This window comes from Klebsiella sp. MPUS7 (assembly GCF_009905335.1).
Classification (GTDB): Bacteria; Pseudomonadota; Gammaproteobacteria; order Enterobacterales; family Enterobacteriaceae; genus Klebsiella; species Klebsiella grimontii.
Genome location: NZ_CP047604.1, coordinates 1,205,566 through 1,218,218, shown reverse-complemented (window position 1 = coordinate 1,218,218; position 12,653 = coordinate 1,205,566). Strand labels below are relative to the sequence as shown.

Annotated in this window: 11 protein-coding genes and 5 tRNA genes; 1 reads left to right on the top strand and 15 read right to left on the bottom strand. The window is 56.2% G+C overall.

Annotated features, from left to right (window positions below; translation table 11 throughout):
• The first annotated feature begins 112 nt into the window (after positions 1-112).
• Positions 113-1,789: a 2-isopropylmalate synthase gene (leuA, locus tag GUC22_RS05825; RefSeq protein WP_160183420.1), complete on the top strand. Its 1,677-nt coding sequence runs from the start codon at positions 113-115 to the stop codon at positions 1,787-1,789.
• On the opposite strand, the gene GUC22_RS05820 is transcribed toward leuA, so the two are convergent.
• From GUC22_RS05820 to recA, 15 genes are all read right to left on the bottom strand, one after another.
• A complete protein-coding gene (locus GUC22_RS05820; RefSeq protein WP_004132922.1) occupies positions 1,768-2,535 on the bottom strand; it encodes an AraC family transcriptional regulator in 768 nt (255 codons plus the stop codon). The two genes, leuA and GUC22_RS05820, sit on opposite strands and share 22 nt — an antisense overlap.
• Positions 2,536-2,592: 57 nt before the next feature.
• The gene (gene luxS, locus GUC22_RS05815) at positions 2,593-3,108 is read right to left on the bottom strand and encodes an S-ribosylhomocysteine lyase (RefSeq protein WP_004104795.1); all 516 of its coding nucleotides are present in this window, start codon (positions 3,106-3,108) and stop codon (positions 2,593-2,595) included.
• Positions 3,109-3,275: 167 nt separating this feature from the next.
• Positions 3,276-4,832, bottom strand: coding sequence for a glutamate--cysteine ligase (gene gshA / locus GUC22_RS05810; RefSeq protein WP_024358425.1), 1,557 nt, complete (start codon positions 4,830-4,832; stop codon positions 3,276-3,278).
• 66 nt (positions 4,833-4,898) lie between these two features.
• Complete coding sequence (locus GUC22_RS05805) at positions 4,899-5,327, bottom strand: YqaA family protein (RefSeq protein WP_004123993.1); 429 nt, start codon at positions 5,325-5,327, stop codon at positions 4,899-4,901.
• The gene (yqaB, locus tag GUC22_RS05800; RefSeq protein ID WP_004123996.1) at positions 5,324-5,890 is read right to left on the bottom strand and encodes a fructose-1-phosphate/6-phosphogluconate phosphatase; all 567 of its coding nucleotides are present in this window, start codon (positions 5,888-5,890) and stop codon (positions 5,324-5,326) included. Before yqaB ends, GUC22_RS05805 begins: the two co-directional genes overlap by 4 nt.
• Before the next feature lie 127 nt (positions 5,891-6,017).
• Complete coding sequence (locus GUC22_RS05795; RefSeq protein ID WP_004132919.1) at positions 6,018-6,332, bottom strand: BON domain-containing protein; 315 nt, start codon at positions 6,330-6,332, stop codon at positions 6,018-6,020.
• Positions 6,333-6,665: 333 nt separating this feature from the next.
• Positions 6,666-6,742, bottom strand: a tRNA-Arg gene (locus GUC22_RS05790).
• A 192-nt stretch (positions 6,743-6,934) separates the two neighbouring features.
• A tRNA-Arg gene (locus GUC22_RS05785) sits at positions 6,935-7,011 on the bottom strand.
• Between the two features lie 196 nt (positions 7,012-7,207).
• Positions 7,208-7,284 (bottom strand) — tRNA-Arg (locus GUC22_RS05780).
• A 60-nt stretch (positions 7,285-7,344) separates the two neighbouring features.
• A tRNA-Arg gene (locus tag GUC22_RS05775) sits at positions 7,345-7,421 on the bottom strand.
• A 4-nt stretch (positions 7,422-7,425) separates the two neighbouring features.
• Positions 7,426-7,518, bottom strand: a tRNA-Ser gene (locus GUC22_RS05770).
• Between the two features lie 323 nt (positions 7,519-7,841).
• The gene (gene csrA, locus GUC22_RS05765; protein WP_000906486.1) at positions 7,842-8,027 is read right to left on the bottom strand and encodes a carbon storage regulator CsrA; all 186 of its coding nucleotides are present in this window, start codon (positions 8,025-8,027) and stop codon (positions 7,842-7,844) included.
• Between the two features lie 238 nt (positions 8,028-8,265).
• Positions 8,266-10,893: an alanine--tRNA ligase gene (gene alaS / locus GUC22_RS05760; protein ID WP_024358428.1), complete on the bottom strand. Its 2,628-nt coding sequence runs from the start codon at positions 10,891-10,893 to the stop codon at positions 8,266-8,268.
• A gap of 130 nt (positions 10,894-11,023) precedes the next feature.
• Positions 11,024-11,524, bottom strand: a complete 501-nt coding sequence (recX, locus tag GUC22_RS05755) for a recombination regulator RecX (protein ID WP_024358429.1) — start codon at positions 11,522-11,524, stop codon at positions 11,024-11,026.
• A gap of 70 nt (positions 11,525-11,594) precedes the next feature.
• Positions 11,595-12,653, bottom strand: coding sequence for a recombinase RecA (gene recA, locus GUC22_RS05750; protein WP_024358430.1), 1,059 nt, complete (start codon positions 12,651-12,653; stop codon positions 11,595-11,597).

Below are 12,653 nucleotides of genomic sequence, written 5' to 3'. Positions count from 1 at the left end.
TTTTATGGCCGCCGCGCAGGTTGTCCAGTTTGCGCTAGTTTATGTCCAGTTCGCTGGAGATGCCTTTTCGCCTTGTCATGCACGATAAAGACTCGCTTAGAAGGAGAAAATCATGCTGACTCAACCTGGTGAAAAATACCGTCCCTATCCGCCGATTGCCCTGCCCGACCGCCGCTGGCCGGAGCAGCAAATTACCCGCGCCCCGCGCTGGCTCTCCACCGACCTGCGCGACGGCAACCAGGCGCTGGCCGAGCCGATGGACAGCGCGCGCAAACTGCAGTTCTGGGACTTGCTGCTAGAGTGCGGATTTAAAGAGATCGAGGTGGCCTTTCCTTCGGCTTCGCAAACCGATTTCAACTTTGTGCGTCAACTTATTGAAGAACGGCGCATCCCGCAGGACGTGACGATTCAGGTGCTGACCCAGGCGCGGGAAGATTTAATCCTCAGGACCTTCGAATCGCTGCGCGACGCCCACCGCGCCACCGTTCACCTCTATAACGCCACCGCTCCGCTGTTCCGCGAGCGGGTTTTTGGAATGAATAAAGCGCAGGTCGTCGAGCTGGCGACACGCGCTACCCGGCTTATCCGCCAACGGTGCGAACAGCAGCCGCAGACCCGCTGGCAATACGAGTACTCTCCGGAAACTTTTTGTTTTACCGAGCCGGAATTCGCGCTGGAGATTTGCGAAGCGGTGGCGGTAATCTGGCAGCCCTGCGCCGAACGGCCGATGATTATCAACCTGCCCGCGACGGTGGAAGTGAACACGCCTAACGTTTATGCCGATCAAATTGAGTATTTTTGTCGTCACTTCTCGCGCCGCGCCGATGTGTGCATTAGCGTTCATCCGCATAACGACCGGGGAACCGGCGTCGCCAGCGCGGAGCTGGCGGTGATGGCTGGCGCCGACCGCGTCGAAGGCTGCCTGTTCGGCAACGGCGAGCGCACCGGTAACGTCTGTCTGGTGACGCTGGCGATGAATCTCTACAGCCAGGGCGTCGATCCCCGGCTCAGGTTCGCTGAGATGAACCGGGTGGTCGAAATCGTCGAAAGCTGCAACCAGATCCCGGTTCATCCGCGCCACCCGTGGGCGGGAAGCCTGGCCTATACCGCCTTTTCCGGCTCGCATCAGGATGCGATCAAAAAAGGGTTCGACGCCCGCCGGCCCGGCGATCGCTGGGAAATGCCCTACCTGCCTATCGACCCGCAGGATATCGGCTGTAGCTACGAGGCGGTGATCCGCGTTAACAGCCAGTCCGGCAAAAGCGGCAGCGCGTGGCTGATTGAACAGAATCATGGCCTGAAGCTGCCGCGCGCGCTGCAGCAGGATTTTAGCCTGCACGTCCAGCGCGAAACCGATACGCATGGTAAGGAGATGACCCACAACGCGCTGTGGCAACTGTTTCGCGCACGCTACGGGCTGGTCCCCCAGCCGCCGCTGGCACTGCTGGATTACCAAAGCGATAGCCAGCAGGACGGCCAGCTTTCTCTGCAGGCTTCCCTGCGCATCGCCGGCGAAACGCGACGTTTGCAGAGCCGCGGCAACGGCCTGCTGTCCGCAGCCGCCAGCGGGCTGAGCGGCCTGTTAAAGCAAAACATCGTGATTAAGGATTATCACGAGCATACCCTCGGCGAACGTAGCGACAGCCGTTCAGTCGCCTATATTCGCTGCGTCTTCCCGAATGGCGACAGCCGCTGGGGGGTGGGAATTGATAACGACGTGGCGCGCGCCTCGCTGCAGGCGCTGTGCAATGCGATGAGCGCAGGCCATTACTCCGGCGAACGGAAGTAGTCGCTGGGGGCGACGCCTGTTACCCGGCGAAACATAGCGCTAAAAGCGCTGTGGCTACCGTAGCCGAGATCCAGCGCCACCCGCAGTACCGACTGCCCCTGCGCCAGGCGAACCAGCGCTTCCATCAGCTTCGCCCGGCGCACCCATTCACTCCAGGTGAGCGTGGTCTGCTGCTGAAAATGACGATTCAGCGTGCGCTCGCTCATGCTGCTCTCTTTCGCCGCCTCGGCGCTGCTCCACGAGTCGCCGGGCGCTTCTCTTACCTTCTGGCATAAACGGCGCAGCGCTTCGCTTTGCGGCTCCGGCAGGCCAAACGGCAGCACCGCCATGACGCGAATTTCATCAAGGATCAGTTCGTAGATGCGTTCATCGCGGCTGCCCGGCGCGTAGGATTCCGCCAGCGTCAGCGACGCGACAATCAGTTCACGCAGCAGCGGAGTCACCTGCACTATCTGGCAGGCAGCGGGAAGATCGGCGCGCGCGAGGGGATCGATAAACAGGGTTCGCGCAGCCGCAGCGCCGGTAACCCGTAGGGTGTGCGGGGTACCGGCGGGCAGCCAGACACCTCGCCCCGGCGGCACGACCCAGTAGCCATGCGCAGTTTCCACCCGCACCACGCCGCTGAGAATATGCAGCAGCTGGGCGCAATCGTGCTGATGCCAGGGTTCGCTATCGCCATGAGCGTAATCATGGGCAAAAGGCACCAGCGAACGGTGTTGAAAATTGAAGGTTAAAGTCGTCGACATCGCCGCGGCGTCAGGGAATAGCGGCCCGACGGGGTTCGCCGGGCCGTGGCAGAAGCACTAGATGTGCAGTTCTTGCAGTTTTTCTTTCGGCAGCGCCAGCTCATCGTTGCTATTGACGCGGACATCGCGCTCGATGATATGGCGAGCGATTTCCTGAGCTTCTTCCAGCGAGTGCATGGTGTAGGTTCCGCACTGGTAAACGTTCAGCTCCGGGATCTGGTTCTGATCTTTCACCTTCAGCACGTCGGCCATCGCCGCTTTCCAGGCATCCGCGACGCGCTGCTCGTCCGGCGTACCGATCAGGCTCATATAAAACCCGGTGCGGCAACCCATCGGAGAGATATCGATAATTTCCACACCATTGCCGTTCAGGTGATCGCGCATGAAGCCGGCAAACAGGTGCTCGAGGGTATGAATGCCTCTTTCCGGCATCACTTCCTGGTTTGGCACGCAGAATCGCAGATCGAAAACGGTGATTTCATCGCCGTGAGGCGTGTTCATTTTCTTCGCGACACGCACCGCAGGCGCTTCCATTCGGGTATGGTCGACTGTGAAACTATCTAACAACGGCATTCTTCACCTCCGATAGTGATTTTTTTTTAAAAATAAAATGAACTCTTTTTGAGGCAGCGAGTCTGAGTATATGAAAGACGCGCATTTATTATCATCATCATCCCTGAATCAGAGATGAAAGTTTGGCCACAGTGATGTGGCCGTTTTCTTTTTTACGGCCCGGAAAGCTACGCGTGCCTTGCCAGCAGCGCTTCAAACGGCTCGCTATCCGCCGCTTCCACCTTCTTCTGACGCTGTAGCGATGCTTCACGCTCGGCAACAAAATCCGCCTCGCTTAAAATTTCCAGCGGCTCTTCGCGCAGCATCGTCCGATAGCGATCGGCCAGTTCTCTGCCGGTACCGCCAATCCCCTCTTCAAGCATAGAACGCAGAATGCGCGCCGAGAAGGTTAATTCCGGATTGTCGAAGCAGGCGACCAGCTCATCGCAGACCTGCTGATAGGCCTGACATCCGTGGATGCTATCCAGGGTCTGCGCCACGCGGCGTAAATCGCGGAACAGATCTTTGCCGACCTGGGCCAGCGGGAACTGCGCGGTTTCGCAGCCAATACCGAGCGTCAGGCCCGGCTTACGGCCTTCCAGAATCACCCGATTCCAGTTGGTGCGCGTGCACAGCAGCTCGTCGCTGCTCATCTCCGGCGCATCGGCCAGCACGCACCAGACCATAAACAGATCGAGGAAACGCACCTGCTGCTCGTCAACGCCAATCGGTGAGAACGGATTGATATCCAGGGAGCGCACTTCAATGTATTCAATACCGCCGCGCAGCAGCGCGTCGGAAGGCGTTTCGCCGCTGCGGGTCACGCGTTTCGGGCGAATCGGCGCGTACAGCTCGTTTTCGATCTGCAGCACGTTGCTGTTGATTTGCAGACGCTTCCCGTCTTTCTCCAGCCCGATATTTTCATACTCTTCGGAAGGCGTTTTAATCGCCCGCTTCAATCCTGCCACATACTCGTAGAGATCGTTAAACGTAATTCCGAGATTGCTTTGCGATTTATTGGTATAGCCCAGATCGCTCAGACGCAACGAGGTCGCGTAAGGCAGGTAGTACATGCCGTTGCTGGCTTCCTGAAAAGGCAGCGACGTCGGTTTGCCCTGCAGGAACGACGAGCAGATCGCCGGGGAAGCGCCGAACAGGTATGGAATCACCCAACCAAAACGGTAGTAGTTGCGAATGGAGCGGAAATAGCCCGCTGAGATCGCTTCTTTACCGCTTTCGGCATCCTCAACGCCGCACTTAGCCTGCCAGAAAGCCATCGGCAGCGAGAAGTTATAGTGCACGCCGGAGATGGTTTGCATCAGCGCGCCGTAGCGATTTTTCAGCCCTTCGCGATACAGCGTTTTCAGGCGGCCGATATTAGAGGTACCGTACTGCGCCAGTTCAATATCCTGGCCGGGCGCGATATAGCAAGGCATGCTCAGCGGCCACATCCGCTCGTCGCCAATATGACGTGCGGTATAGCGATGAACATCGCGCATAAAGGTGAGCATATGCTGGATATCGCCATCAACCGGCGTAATAAATTCCAGCAAAGCTTCGGCAAAATCGGTGGTAATCCATTTATGAGTCAGCGCTGAACCCAGTGCCTGCGGATGACCGGTAGTGGCCAGCGTGCCGTCAGCATTGACGCGCAGCGTTTCGCGCTCAAGACCACGTTGAATACCCTGCAGCGCCTGCGGATTTTTTTCCAGCCAGGCCAGCGCCTGTGATACGTCCGGGATCAATTTGACCTCCCGCCTGTCGAAATCGTTTGAATTAGCATAATTGTAATGGTTGAACAATCAGTCCAATTAGTGCCACCACGTCATGCCCTGAAGCGTTATCGCCGCAACGACGATATAGCGTATTGCTTTGCCAAGGCATAAAAAAAAGAGCACTGGTCCCCAGGAAATACGCATCCATCCCGCCAGTAAACACAGCAAATCGCCTATAACAGGCGCCCAGCTTAATAATAGCGCGGCCGCGCCGTAGCGCCTCAGCCAGCCGGACGCCTTCTCCTGCCAGCGCGATGTTTTGCGCAGCGGAAACAGGCGCCCCAGAATAACGTTAGTTACCCCTCCAAGGCTATTACCGATTATTGCTATTAAAACCAGTAACCAGGGCTGGCTCACCCCCGCCAGCAGCATGGCAATCAACACCACTTCCGAATTGCCGGGAAGCAGCGTGGCGCTCAAAAAGCTGCTGGCAAACAGCGATATCAGCGACAGCGAGTCGCTCACAGCAACCGCACGTCCACGGCATCCATTCCGGCGCGCTTCGCCGCCTGCAGACCAAAGTCCGCATCTTCAAAGACCACGCATTTCTCCGCCGCAACGCCCATGCGCTCAGCGCAGAGTAAGAAAGTATCAGGCGCGGGTTTATGGTTGGCGACATGATCGGCGGCAACTACCGCCGAGAAGTAGTGACGCAGGCCCAGATGGGCCAGCAGCGCTTCAGCAACGGCGCTCTCGCTGCCGGTACCGACCGACATCGGACGACGACCGTGCCACTCCTTAACCACCTCAATCAGCGGTAAGGGGCGGACGCTATCAAGCAGCATCGCTTTCACGGCGTCCGTTTTTTCCTGCGCCAGAGAGTGAGGATCTAAATCAGCCTGATTTAATTCGATAATGGCCTGAGCGATCCGCCAGGTAGGAGAACCGTTAAGCGCGACCATGGCCTGCATATCAAAACGCATACCGTAACGTCCCAGAACCTCGTTCCATGCCTTACGATGCGTCGGCTCGGTATCGAGGATCGTGCCATCCATATCAAAAATCAGTCCTGCGTAACGTTCGTACATCGTCTTCTCACCAACCGGTTAAGGAGGAGTTACTGTAACGCAAAAGGTCTGCTTTGTCGCTGCCAGCGGTAGATGCAACAAGGGCGCTCGATGGCGCCCTTGTTGATACAGATGCAGTGTGGTGCGTTTATTTGATTCTTAAATCGTTCTCAACCATACGAACGCCCTGCACTTTTCGCGTCACTTCTACCGCTCGTTTAGCGCTATCGGCGGATGAGACAAAGCCGCTGAGCTGTACACGACCTTTAAAGGTCTGGACGCTAATTTCCGAAGACTTAATCTCTTTGTCATTGAAGAGCGCGGTTTTGACTTTGGTGGTCACGACAGTATCGTCAATATACCCACCGGTACTTTCCTTTGTGGATGAACCTGCGCAGCCCGCAAGCGTGGCGGCGACCAGAAGCGTCGCGCAACACGCAGATATTGCTTTGAACCATTTCATGGATTTCTCTCCTTGCACTTATCCCACCCAGGATCAGGTCGGTTAACAGGAATAAATTATAGTGGAAAGAGGGAGTTGCCAATGAAAAAAGTGCTGAAGGACAAGGTGAATTATTGCGTTTAAGAGGTTTTGAGACAAAGAGAGTGGCTGGAGATTATCTCGCAGACCATGAAACAACAGCGTGGCTGCTATCTCGGAGAAGATGGTGCATCCGGGAGGATGACTCACTCGGTTCGCCCTTCGGGCCGTTGCTGAAGCAACGTTATCCTCCCTGGTGCTGGCGATTATCTCGCAGACCATGAAACAACAGCGTGGCTGCTATCTCGGAGAAGATGGTGCATCCGGGAGGATTCGAACCTCCGACCGCTCGGTTCGTAGCCGAGTACTCTATCCAGCTGAGCTACGGATGCATCGGGAAACTTGCTTTACTGCCAATATTGATACCGCTGCTGAAGCCGTATCAAGTAAGAGATGGTGCATCCGGGAGGATGACTCACTCGGTTCGCCCTTCGGGCCGTTGCTGAAGCAACGTTATCCTCCCCGGTGCTGGCGATTATCTCGCAGACCATGAAACAACAGCGTGGCTGCTATCTCGGAGAATATGGTGCATCCGGGAGGATTCGAACCTCCGACCGCTCGGTTCGTAGCCGAGTACTCTATCCAGCTGAGCTACGGATGCATCGGGAAACTTGCTTTACTGCCGATATTGATACCGCTGCTGAAGCCGTATCAAGTAAGAGATGGTGCATCCGGGAGGATGACTCGCCTTGCGGCTCGCCCTTCGGGCCGTTGCTAAAGCAACGTTATCCTCCCTGGTGCTTGCGGCTAATACCGCCACCTCATCCACATCTTCGTTGCTGAAGGTACGGAGAATATGGTGCATCCGGGAGGATTCGAACCTCCGACCGCTCGGTTCGTAGCCGAGTACTCTATCCAGCTGAGCTACGGATGCATCGGGAAACTTACTTTACTGCAGATTTTGATACTGCTGCTAAAGCCGTATCAAGTAAGATGGTGCATCCGGGAGGATTCGAACCTCCGACCGCTCGGTTCGTAGCCGAGTACTCTATCCAGCTGAGCTACGGATGCAAAATGGCGGTGAGGCGGGGATTCGAACCCCGGATGCAGCTTTTGACCGCATACTCCCTTAGCAGGGGAGCGCCTTCAGCCTCTCGGCCACCTCACCACACGCCTCTTACGAGTGCTTCGAAGAACTTGTTTCTGCTCTTCGTCGCTGCGATGGCGCACATATTACTTTCTGGTACTTATAAGTCAAACCTTTTTTCGAGACCTTTTTTTCGTTTGCACACTTCCCGCGCAATTAGCCTGTGAAAACGGCAAAAAGAGTATTTTATCAACAAGAAATTGGCGATTACGCCGCTGCTAACGCAAAAGATAATTGTCGCGGACGCGGAGAAAGAGACAAAAAAGAGGGGCTATCGGAGAGGAAAAGTGGCAAAAACGGGGGATGGAAGGAGGCGCCTCACCGAATAGCGAGGCGCGAAAACCTTAGTAACTGGACTGCTGGGATTTTTCAGCCTGGATACGCTGGTAGATCTCTTCACGATGCACGGAGACTTCTTTAGGGGCATTAACGCCAATACGTACCTGGTTACCCTTCACCCCTAAAACTGTCACAGTGACCTCATCTCCAATCATGAGGGTCTCACCAACTCGACGAGTCAGAATCAGCATTCTTTGCTCCTTGAAAGATTAAAAGAGTCGGGTCTCTCGTATCCCGGCATTATCCATCATATAACGCCAAAAAGTAAGCGATGACAAACACCCTACGGTGTAAGCAGTCACGGCATCACATTCTGTTAAACCTAAGTTTAGCCGATATACACAACTTCAACCCGACTTTATCGTTATCAGTGCTTCTCGCGCAAGATGCTGTAATCCGAGAATCACAGCATCTATGCAATTATAGTTATTACAGTTTTGCGCTTACCCAGCCTTTCACACTGGCCAACGCAGCAGGGAGAGCAGACGCATCGGTACCGCCGGCTTGCGCCATATCCGGACGACCGCCCCCTTTACCGCCCACCTGCTGGGCGACCATACCAATCAGTTCCCCTGCCTTCACGCGGTCTGTCACATCCTTAGACACACCTGCAATCAGAGAAACCTTACCTTCTGCGACCGTGGCCAACACAACAACCGTTGAACCCAGCTGATTTTTCAGATCGTCAACCATAGTACGCAGCATTTTCGGCTCAACGCCAGCCAGTTCGCTGACCAGCAGCTTAACGCCGTTAATCTCTTCCGCTTTGCTGGAGAGATTTGCGCTCTCCTGCACAGCAGCCTGCTCTTTCAACTGCTGCAGCTCTTTTTCCAGCTGACGGCTGCGTTCTAACGCGGCGCGTACTTTGTCGCCGAGGCTGTGGGTGTCCCCTTTCAGCAGCTGCGCGATATCGCTCAGCTGATCGCTTTGCGCATGCAGCATCGCCATCGCACCTTCGCCGGTGACCGCTTCGATACGGCGCACGCCCGCGGCGGTGCCGGATTCAGAGGTAATGCGGAACAGGCCGATATCACCGGTGCGCGAGGCGTGCGTACCGCCGCACAGCTCGGTGGAGAAATCACCCATGCTCAGCACGCGAACGCGATCGTCATACTTCTCGCCAAACAGCGCCATCGCGCCGGATTCACGCGCAGCGTCAATATCCATGATATTGGTTTCGATCGGCAGGTTGCGGCGAATTTGCGCGTTCACCAGATCTTCTACCGCGCGGATCTCCTCCGGCTTCATCGCTTCAAAATGCGAGAAGTCAAAGCGCAGCGCTTTGTCGTTAACCAGAGAACCCTTCTGCGCAACGTGCGTACCAAGAACCTGGCGCAGCGCCGCGTGCATCAGATGCGTTGCGGAGTGGTTGAGGCGGATACGCTGACGGCGAGCCTCATCAACATCGGCCTGCACGGCGTCGCCGACTTTCAGCGAGCCGCCGGTGACTTTACCGATATGACCAATGGCCTGACCGTATTTCTGCGCGTCGTTGACCTGGAAGGAAAAACCTGCGCCCTTAAGTTCGCCTTTGTCGCCCACCTGGCCGCCAGATTCCGCGTAGAACGGCGTCTGATCGAGAATGACCACCGCTTCCTGGCCCGCGTTAACCGCATCAACCGCTTTGCCATCGATAAACAGCGCGGTGACTTTGCCGTTCAGCTCCAGGCTGTCATAGCCCTTAAACTCAGAGACGCCGTCGACGCGGATCATCGCATTGTAGTCCGCGCCAAAGCCGCTGGATTCGCGCGCGCGACGGCGCTGCTCTTCCATTGCCGCTTCAAAACCCGCTTCATCAACTTTGATGTTGCGCTCGCGGCAAACGTCCGCGGTCAGGTCAACCGGGAAGCCGTAGGTATCGTACAGGCGGAAAGCGGTTTCGCCGTCCAGCGTGTCGCCCTGCAGTTTAGCCAGCTCTTCATCCAGCAGCGCCAGTCCGCGCTCCAGAGTACGGGCAAACTGCTCTTCTTCGGTCTTCAGCACCTGCTCAACCTGTGCCTGCTGCTGTTTCAGCTCTTCGCCGGCGGAACCCATCACGTCAATCAGCGGGGCAACCAGTTTCCAGAAGAAGGTCTCCTTCGCGCCCAGCATATTGCCATGGCGAATTGCGCGGCGAATGATGCGGCGCAGCACGTAGCCGCGGTTTTCATTCGACGGGATAACGCCATCGGCTATCAGGAACGCGCAGGAACGAATGTGGTCAGCGATAACGCGCAGCGACTTGTTAGAGAGATCGGTCGCGCCGGTAACCTTCGCCACGCTCTTAATCAGATCGCGGAACAGATCGATATCGTAGTTGGAGTTGACGTGCTGCAGCACGGCGGCAATACGCTCGAGGCCCATACCGGTATCTACGGACGGCTTCGGCAGCGGCTCCATGGTTCCGTCAGCCTGACGGTTGAACTGCATGAAGACGATATTCCAGATCTCAATATAGCGATCGCCGTCTTCTTCCGGCGTTCCCGGAGGGCCGCCCCAGATATGGTCGCCATGGTCGAAGAAGATTTCGGTGCAGGGGCCGCACGGCCCGGTGTCGCCCATCTGCCAGAAGTTATCGGAAGCAAACGGCGCGCCTTTGTTGTCGCCGATGCGGATAATACGCTCGCGCGGTACGCCAACTTCATTTGCCCAGATATCGAACGCTTCATCGTCGGTTTCGTAAACGGTCACCCACAGTTTTTCTTTCGGCAGGGCGAACCAGCTTTCACCGGTCAGCAGTTCCCATGCGTATTTGATGGCGTCCTGTTTGAAGTAATCGCCGAAGCTAAAGTTGCCCAGCATTTCAAAGAAGGTGTGGTGACGCGCGGTGTAGCCGACGTTTTCCAGATCGTTGTGTTTACCACCCGCACGAACGCAACGCTGCGCGGTGGTCGCGCGCGAATAATTACGTTTGTCGAGACCAAGGAAGACATCCTTGAACTGGTTCATCCCGGCGTTGGTAAACAGCAGGGTCGGGTCGTTATGCGGCACCAGGGAGCTGCTCGCAACTACCTGATGTCCTTTACTATGGAAAAAGTCGAGAAACGCCTGACGGATCTCAGCGGTGCTCTTGCTCATAATTATCCTGAAATCAAGCTAACGAAATGTCGCTGGCAGCCACTACCCAGTATCGACCGGCAGGCTACTCACGAAAATAAAGTGGGAATAAGATAAGTTTTCTTCACGGGGAAGTAAAATCCCGGATGGGTCAATCTGCAAAATTTCGCCAGATTTCCTGAATATCTTCCATCAGATAACCGCGATAGAGCAAAAAGCGCTGAATTTTGACTTTTTCGGCAAATACGGTGGGCAGGGGTTCGCCATATTTTCGCTGCGCCTGCTCTTTGGCAAGCTGCGCCCAGTCGATTTCGCACTCGCGCATGGCTGCCTCTATCGTCTCGCGGGAAATCCCCTTCTGCTTTAGCTCCTGGCGGACGCGCGCCGGGCCGTATCCCTTGCGGCTGCGGCTGGCAATAAACTGACGAACAAAGCGTTCGTCGTCCAGATAGCGGTTCTCAATACACCATTCAACGACGTTATCGACCTCTTCCGGCGTCACGTTTAACGCTTCCGGGCCGTTTTTACTCATAACCGGCGCGGCCAGTTTGCGCCTTAGCTCCTGTTCGCTGTGGTCGCGCATTGCCAGAATGCGAATCGCGCGATCCAGCAGCCTGGCGTAGTCAGAGCGGCGGGATGAAGTTTCAGTCACGGGCAGCCTCGCTAATCAAAAAAGCAAAAGGGCCGCGTAAGCGGCCCCTTGTTAGTCTGTTCAGACGATATCAGAAATCCTGTTCGGTTTCCGCTTCGCTGTTGCCATCAACCGCGAAGTCCGGCGTGGCGTCCTGATTGCTCAGCAGCAGTTCACGAACTTTCTTCTCAATCTCTTTTGCCGCAGCCGGGTTCTCTTTCAGCCAGGAGATGGCGTTCGCTTTACCCTGACCAATTTTATCGCCGTTGTAGCTGTACCAGGCGCCGGCTTTCTCGATCAGCTTCTCTTTCACGCCGAGATCGACCAGCTCGCCGTAGAAGTTAATACCTTCACCGTAGAGGATCTGGAATTCAGCCTGTTTAAACGGCGCGGCGATTTTGTTTTTCACCACTTTAACGCGGGTTTCGCTGCCGACGACGTTGTCGCCCTCTTTCACCGCGCCGATACGACGGATGTCAAGACGCACGGAGGCGTAGAACTTCAGCGCGTTACCGCCGGTGGTGGTTTCCGGGTTACCGAACATCACGCCAATTTTCATACGAATCTGGTTGATGAAGATCAGCAGCGTGTTGGACTGCTTCAGGTTGCCCGCCAGTTTACGCATCGCCTGGCTCATCATACGCGCCGCGAGGCCCATATGAGAGTCGCCGATTTCGCCTTCGATTTCCGCTTTCGGCGTCAGCGCCGCAACGGAGTCGACGACGATAACGTCTACCGCGCCGGAACGCGCCAGCGCGTCACAGATTTCCAGAGCCTGTTCGCCGGTATCCGGCTGGGAGCACAGCAGGTTGTCGATATCGACGCCCAGCTTGCGTGCGTAAACCGGGTCCAGCGCGTGTTCCGCATCGATAAACGCACAGGTTTTACCTTCGCGCTGCGCGGCGGCGATAACCTGCAGCGTCAGCGTGGTTTTACCGGAAGATTCAGGTCCGTAGATCTCGACGATACGGCCCATCGGCAGGCCGCCTGCGCCCAGGGCGATATCAAGGGAAAGCGAGCCGGTGGAGATTGTTTCCACATCCATGGAACGGTCTTCACCCAGGCGCATGATGGAGCCTTTACCGAATTGTTTTTCGATCTGGCCCAGTGCTGCCGCCAACGCTTTCTGTTTGTTTTCGTCGATAGCCAT

Bases quoted from the DNA above. Each gene is read 5' to 3' on its own strand.
- leuA (WP_160183420.1), top strand. From the start codon at position 113: ATGCTGACTCAACCTGGTGAAAAATACCGTCCCTATCCGCCGATTGCC.
- GUC22_RS05820 (WP_004132922.1), bottom strand. From the start codon at position 2,535: ATGTCGACGACTTTAACCTTCAATTTTCAACACCGTTCGCTGGTGCCT.
- luxS (WP_004104795.1), bottom strand. From the start codon at position 3,108: ATGCCGTTGTTAGATAGTTTCACAGTCGACCATACCCGAATGGAAGCG.
- yqaB (WP_004123996.1), bottom strand. From the start codon at position 5,890: ATGTACGAACGTTACGCAGGACTGATTTTTGATATGGATGGCACGATC.
- GUC22_RS05795 (WP_004132919.1), bottom strand. From the start codon at position 6,332: ATGAAATGGTTCAAAGCAATATCTGCGTGTTGCGCGACGCTTCTGGTC.
- csrA (WP_000906486.1), bottom strand. From the start codon at position 8,027: ATGCTGATTCTGACTCGTCGAGTTGGTGAGACCCTCATGATTGGAGAT.
- alaS (WP_024358428.1), bottom strand. From the start codon at position 10,893: ATGAGCAAGAGCACCGCTGAGATCCGTCAGGCGTTTCTCGACTTTTTC.
- recA (WP_024358430.1), bottom strand. From the start codon at position 12,653: ATGGCTATCGACGAAAACAAACAGAAAGCGTTGGCGGCAGCACTGGGC.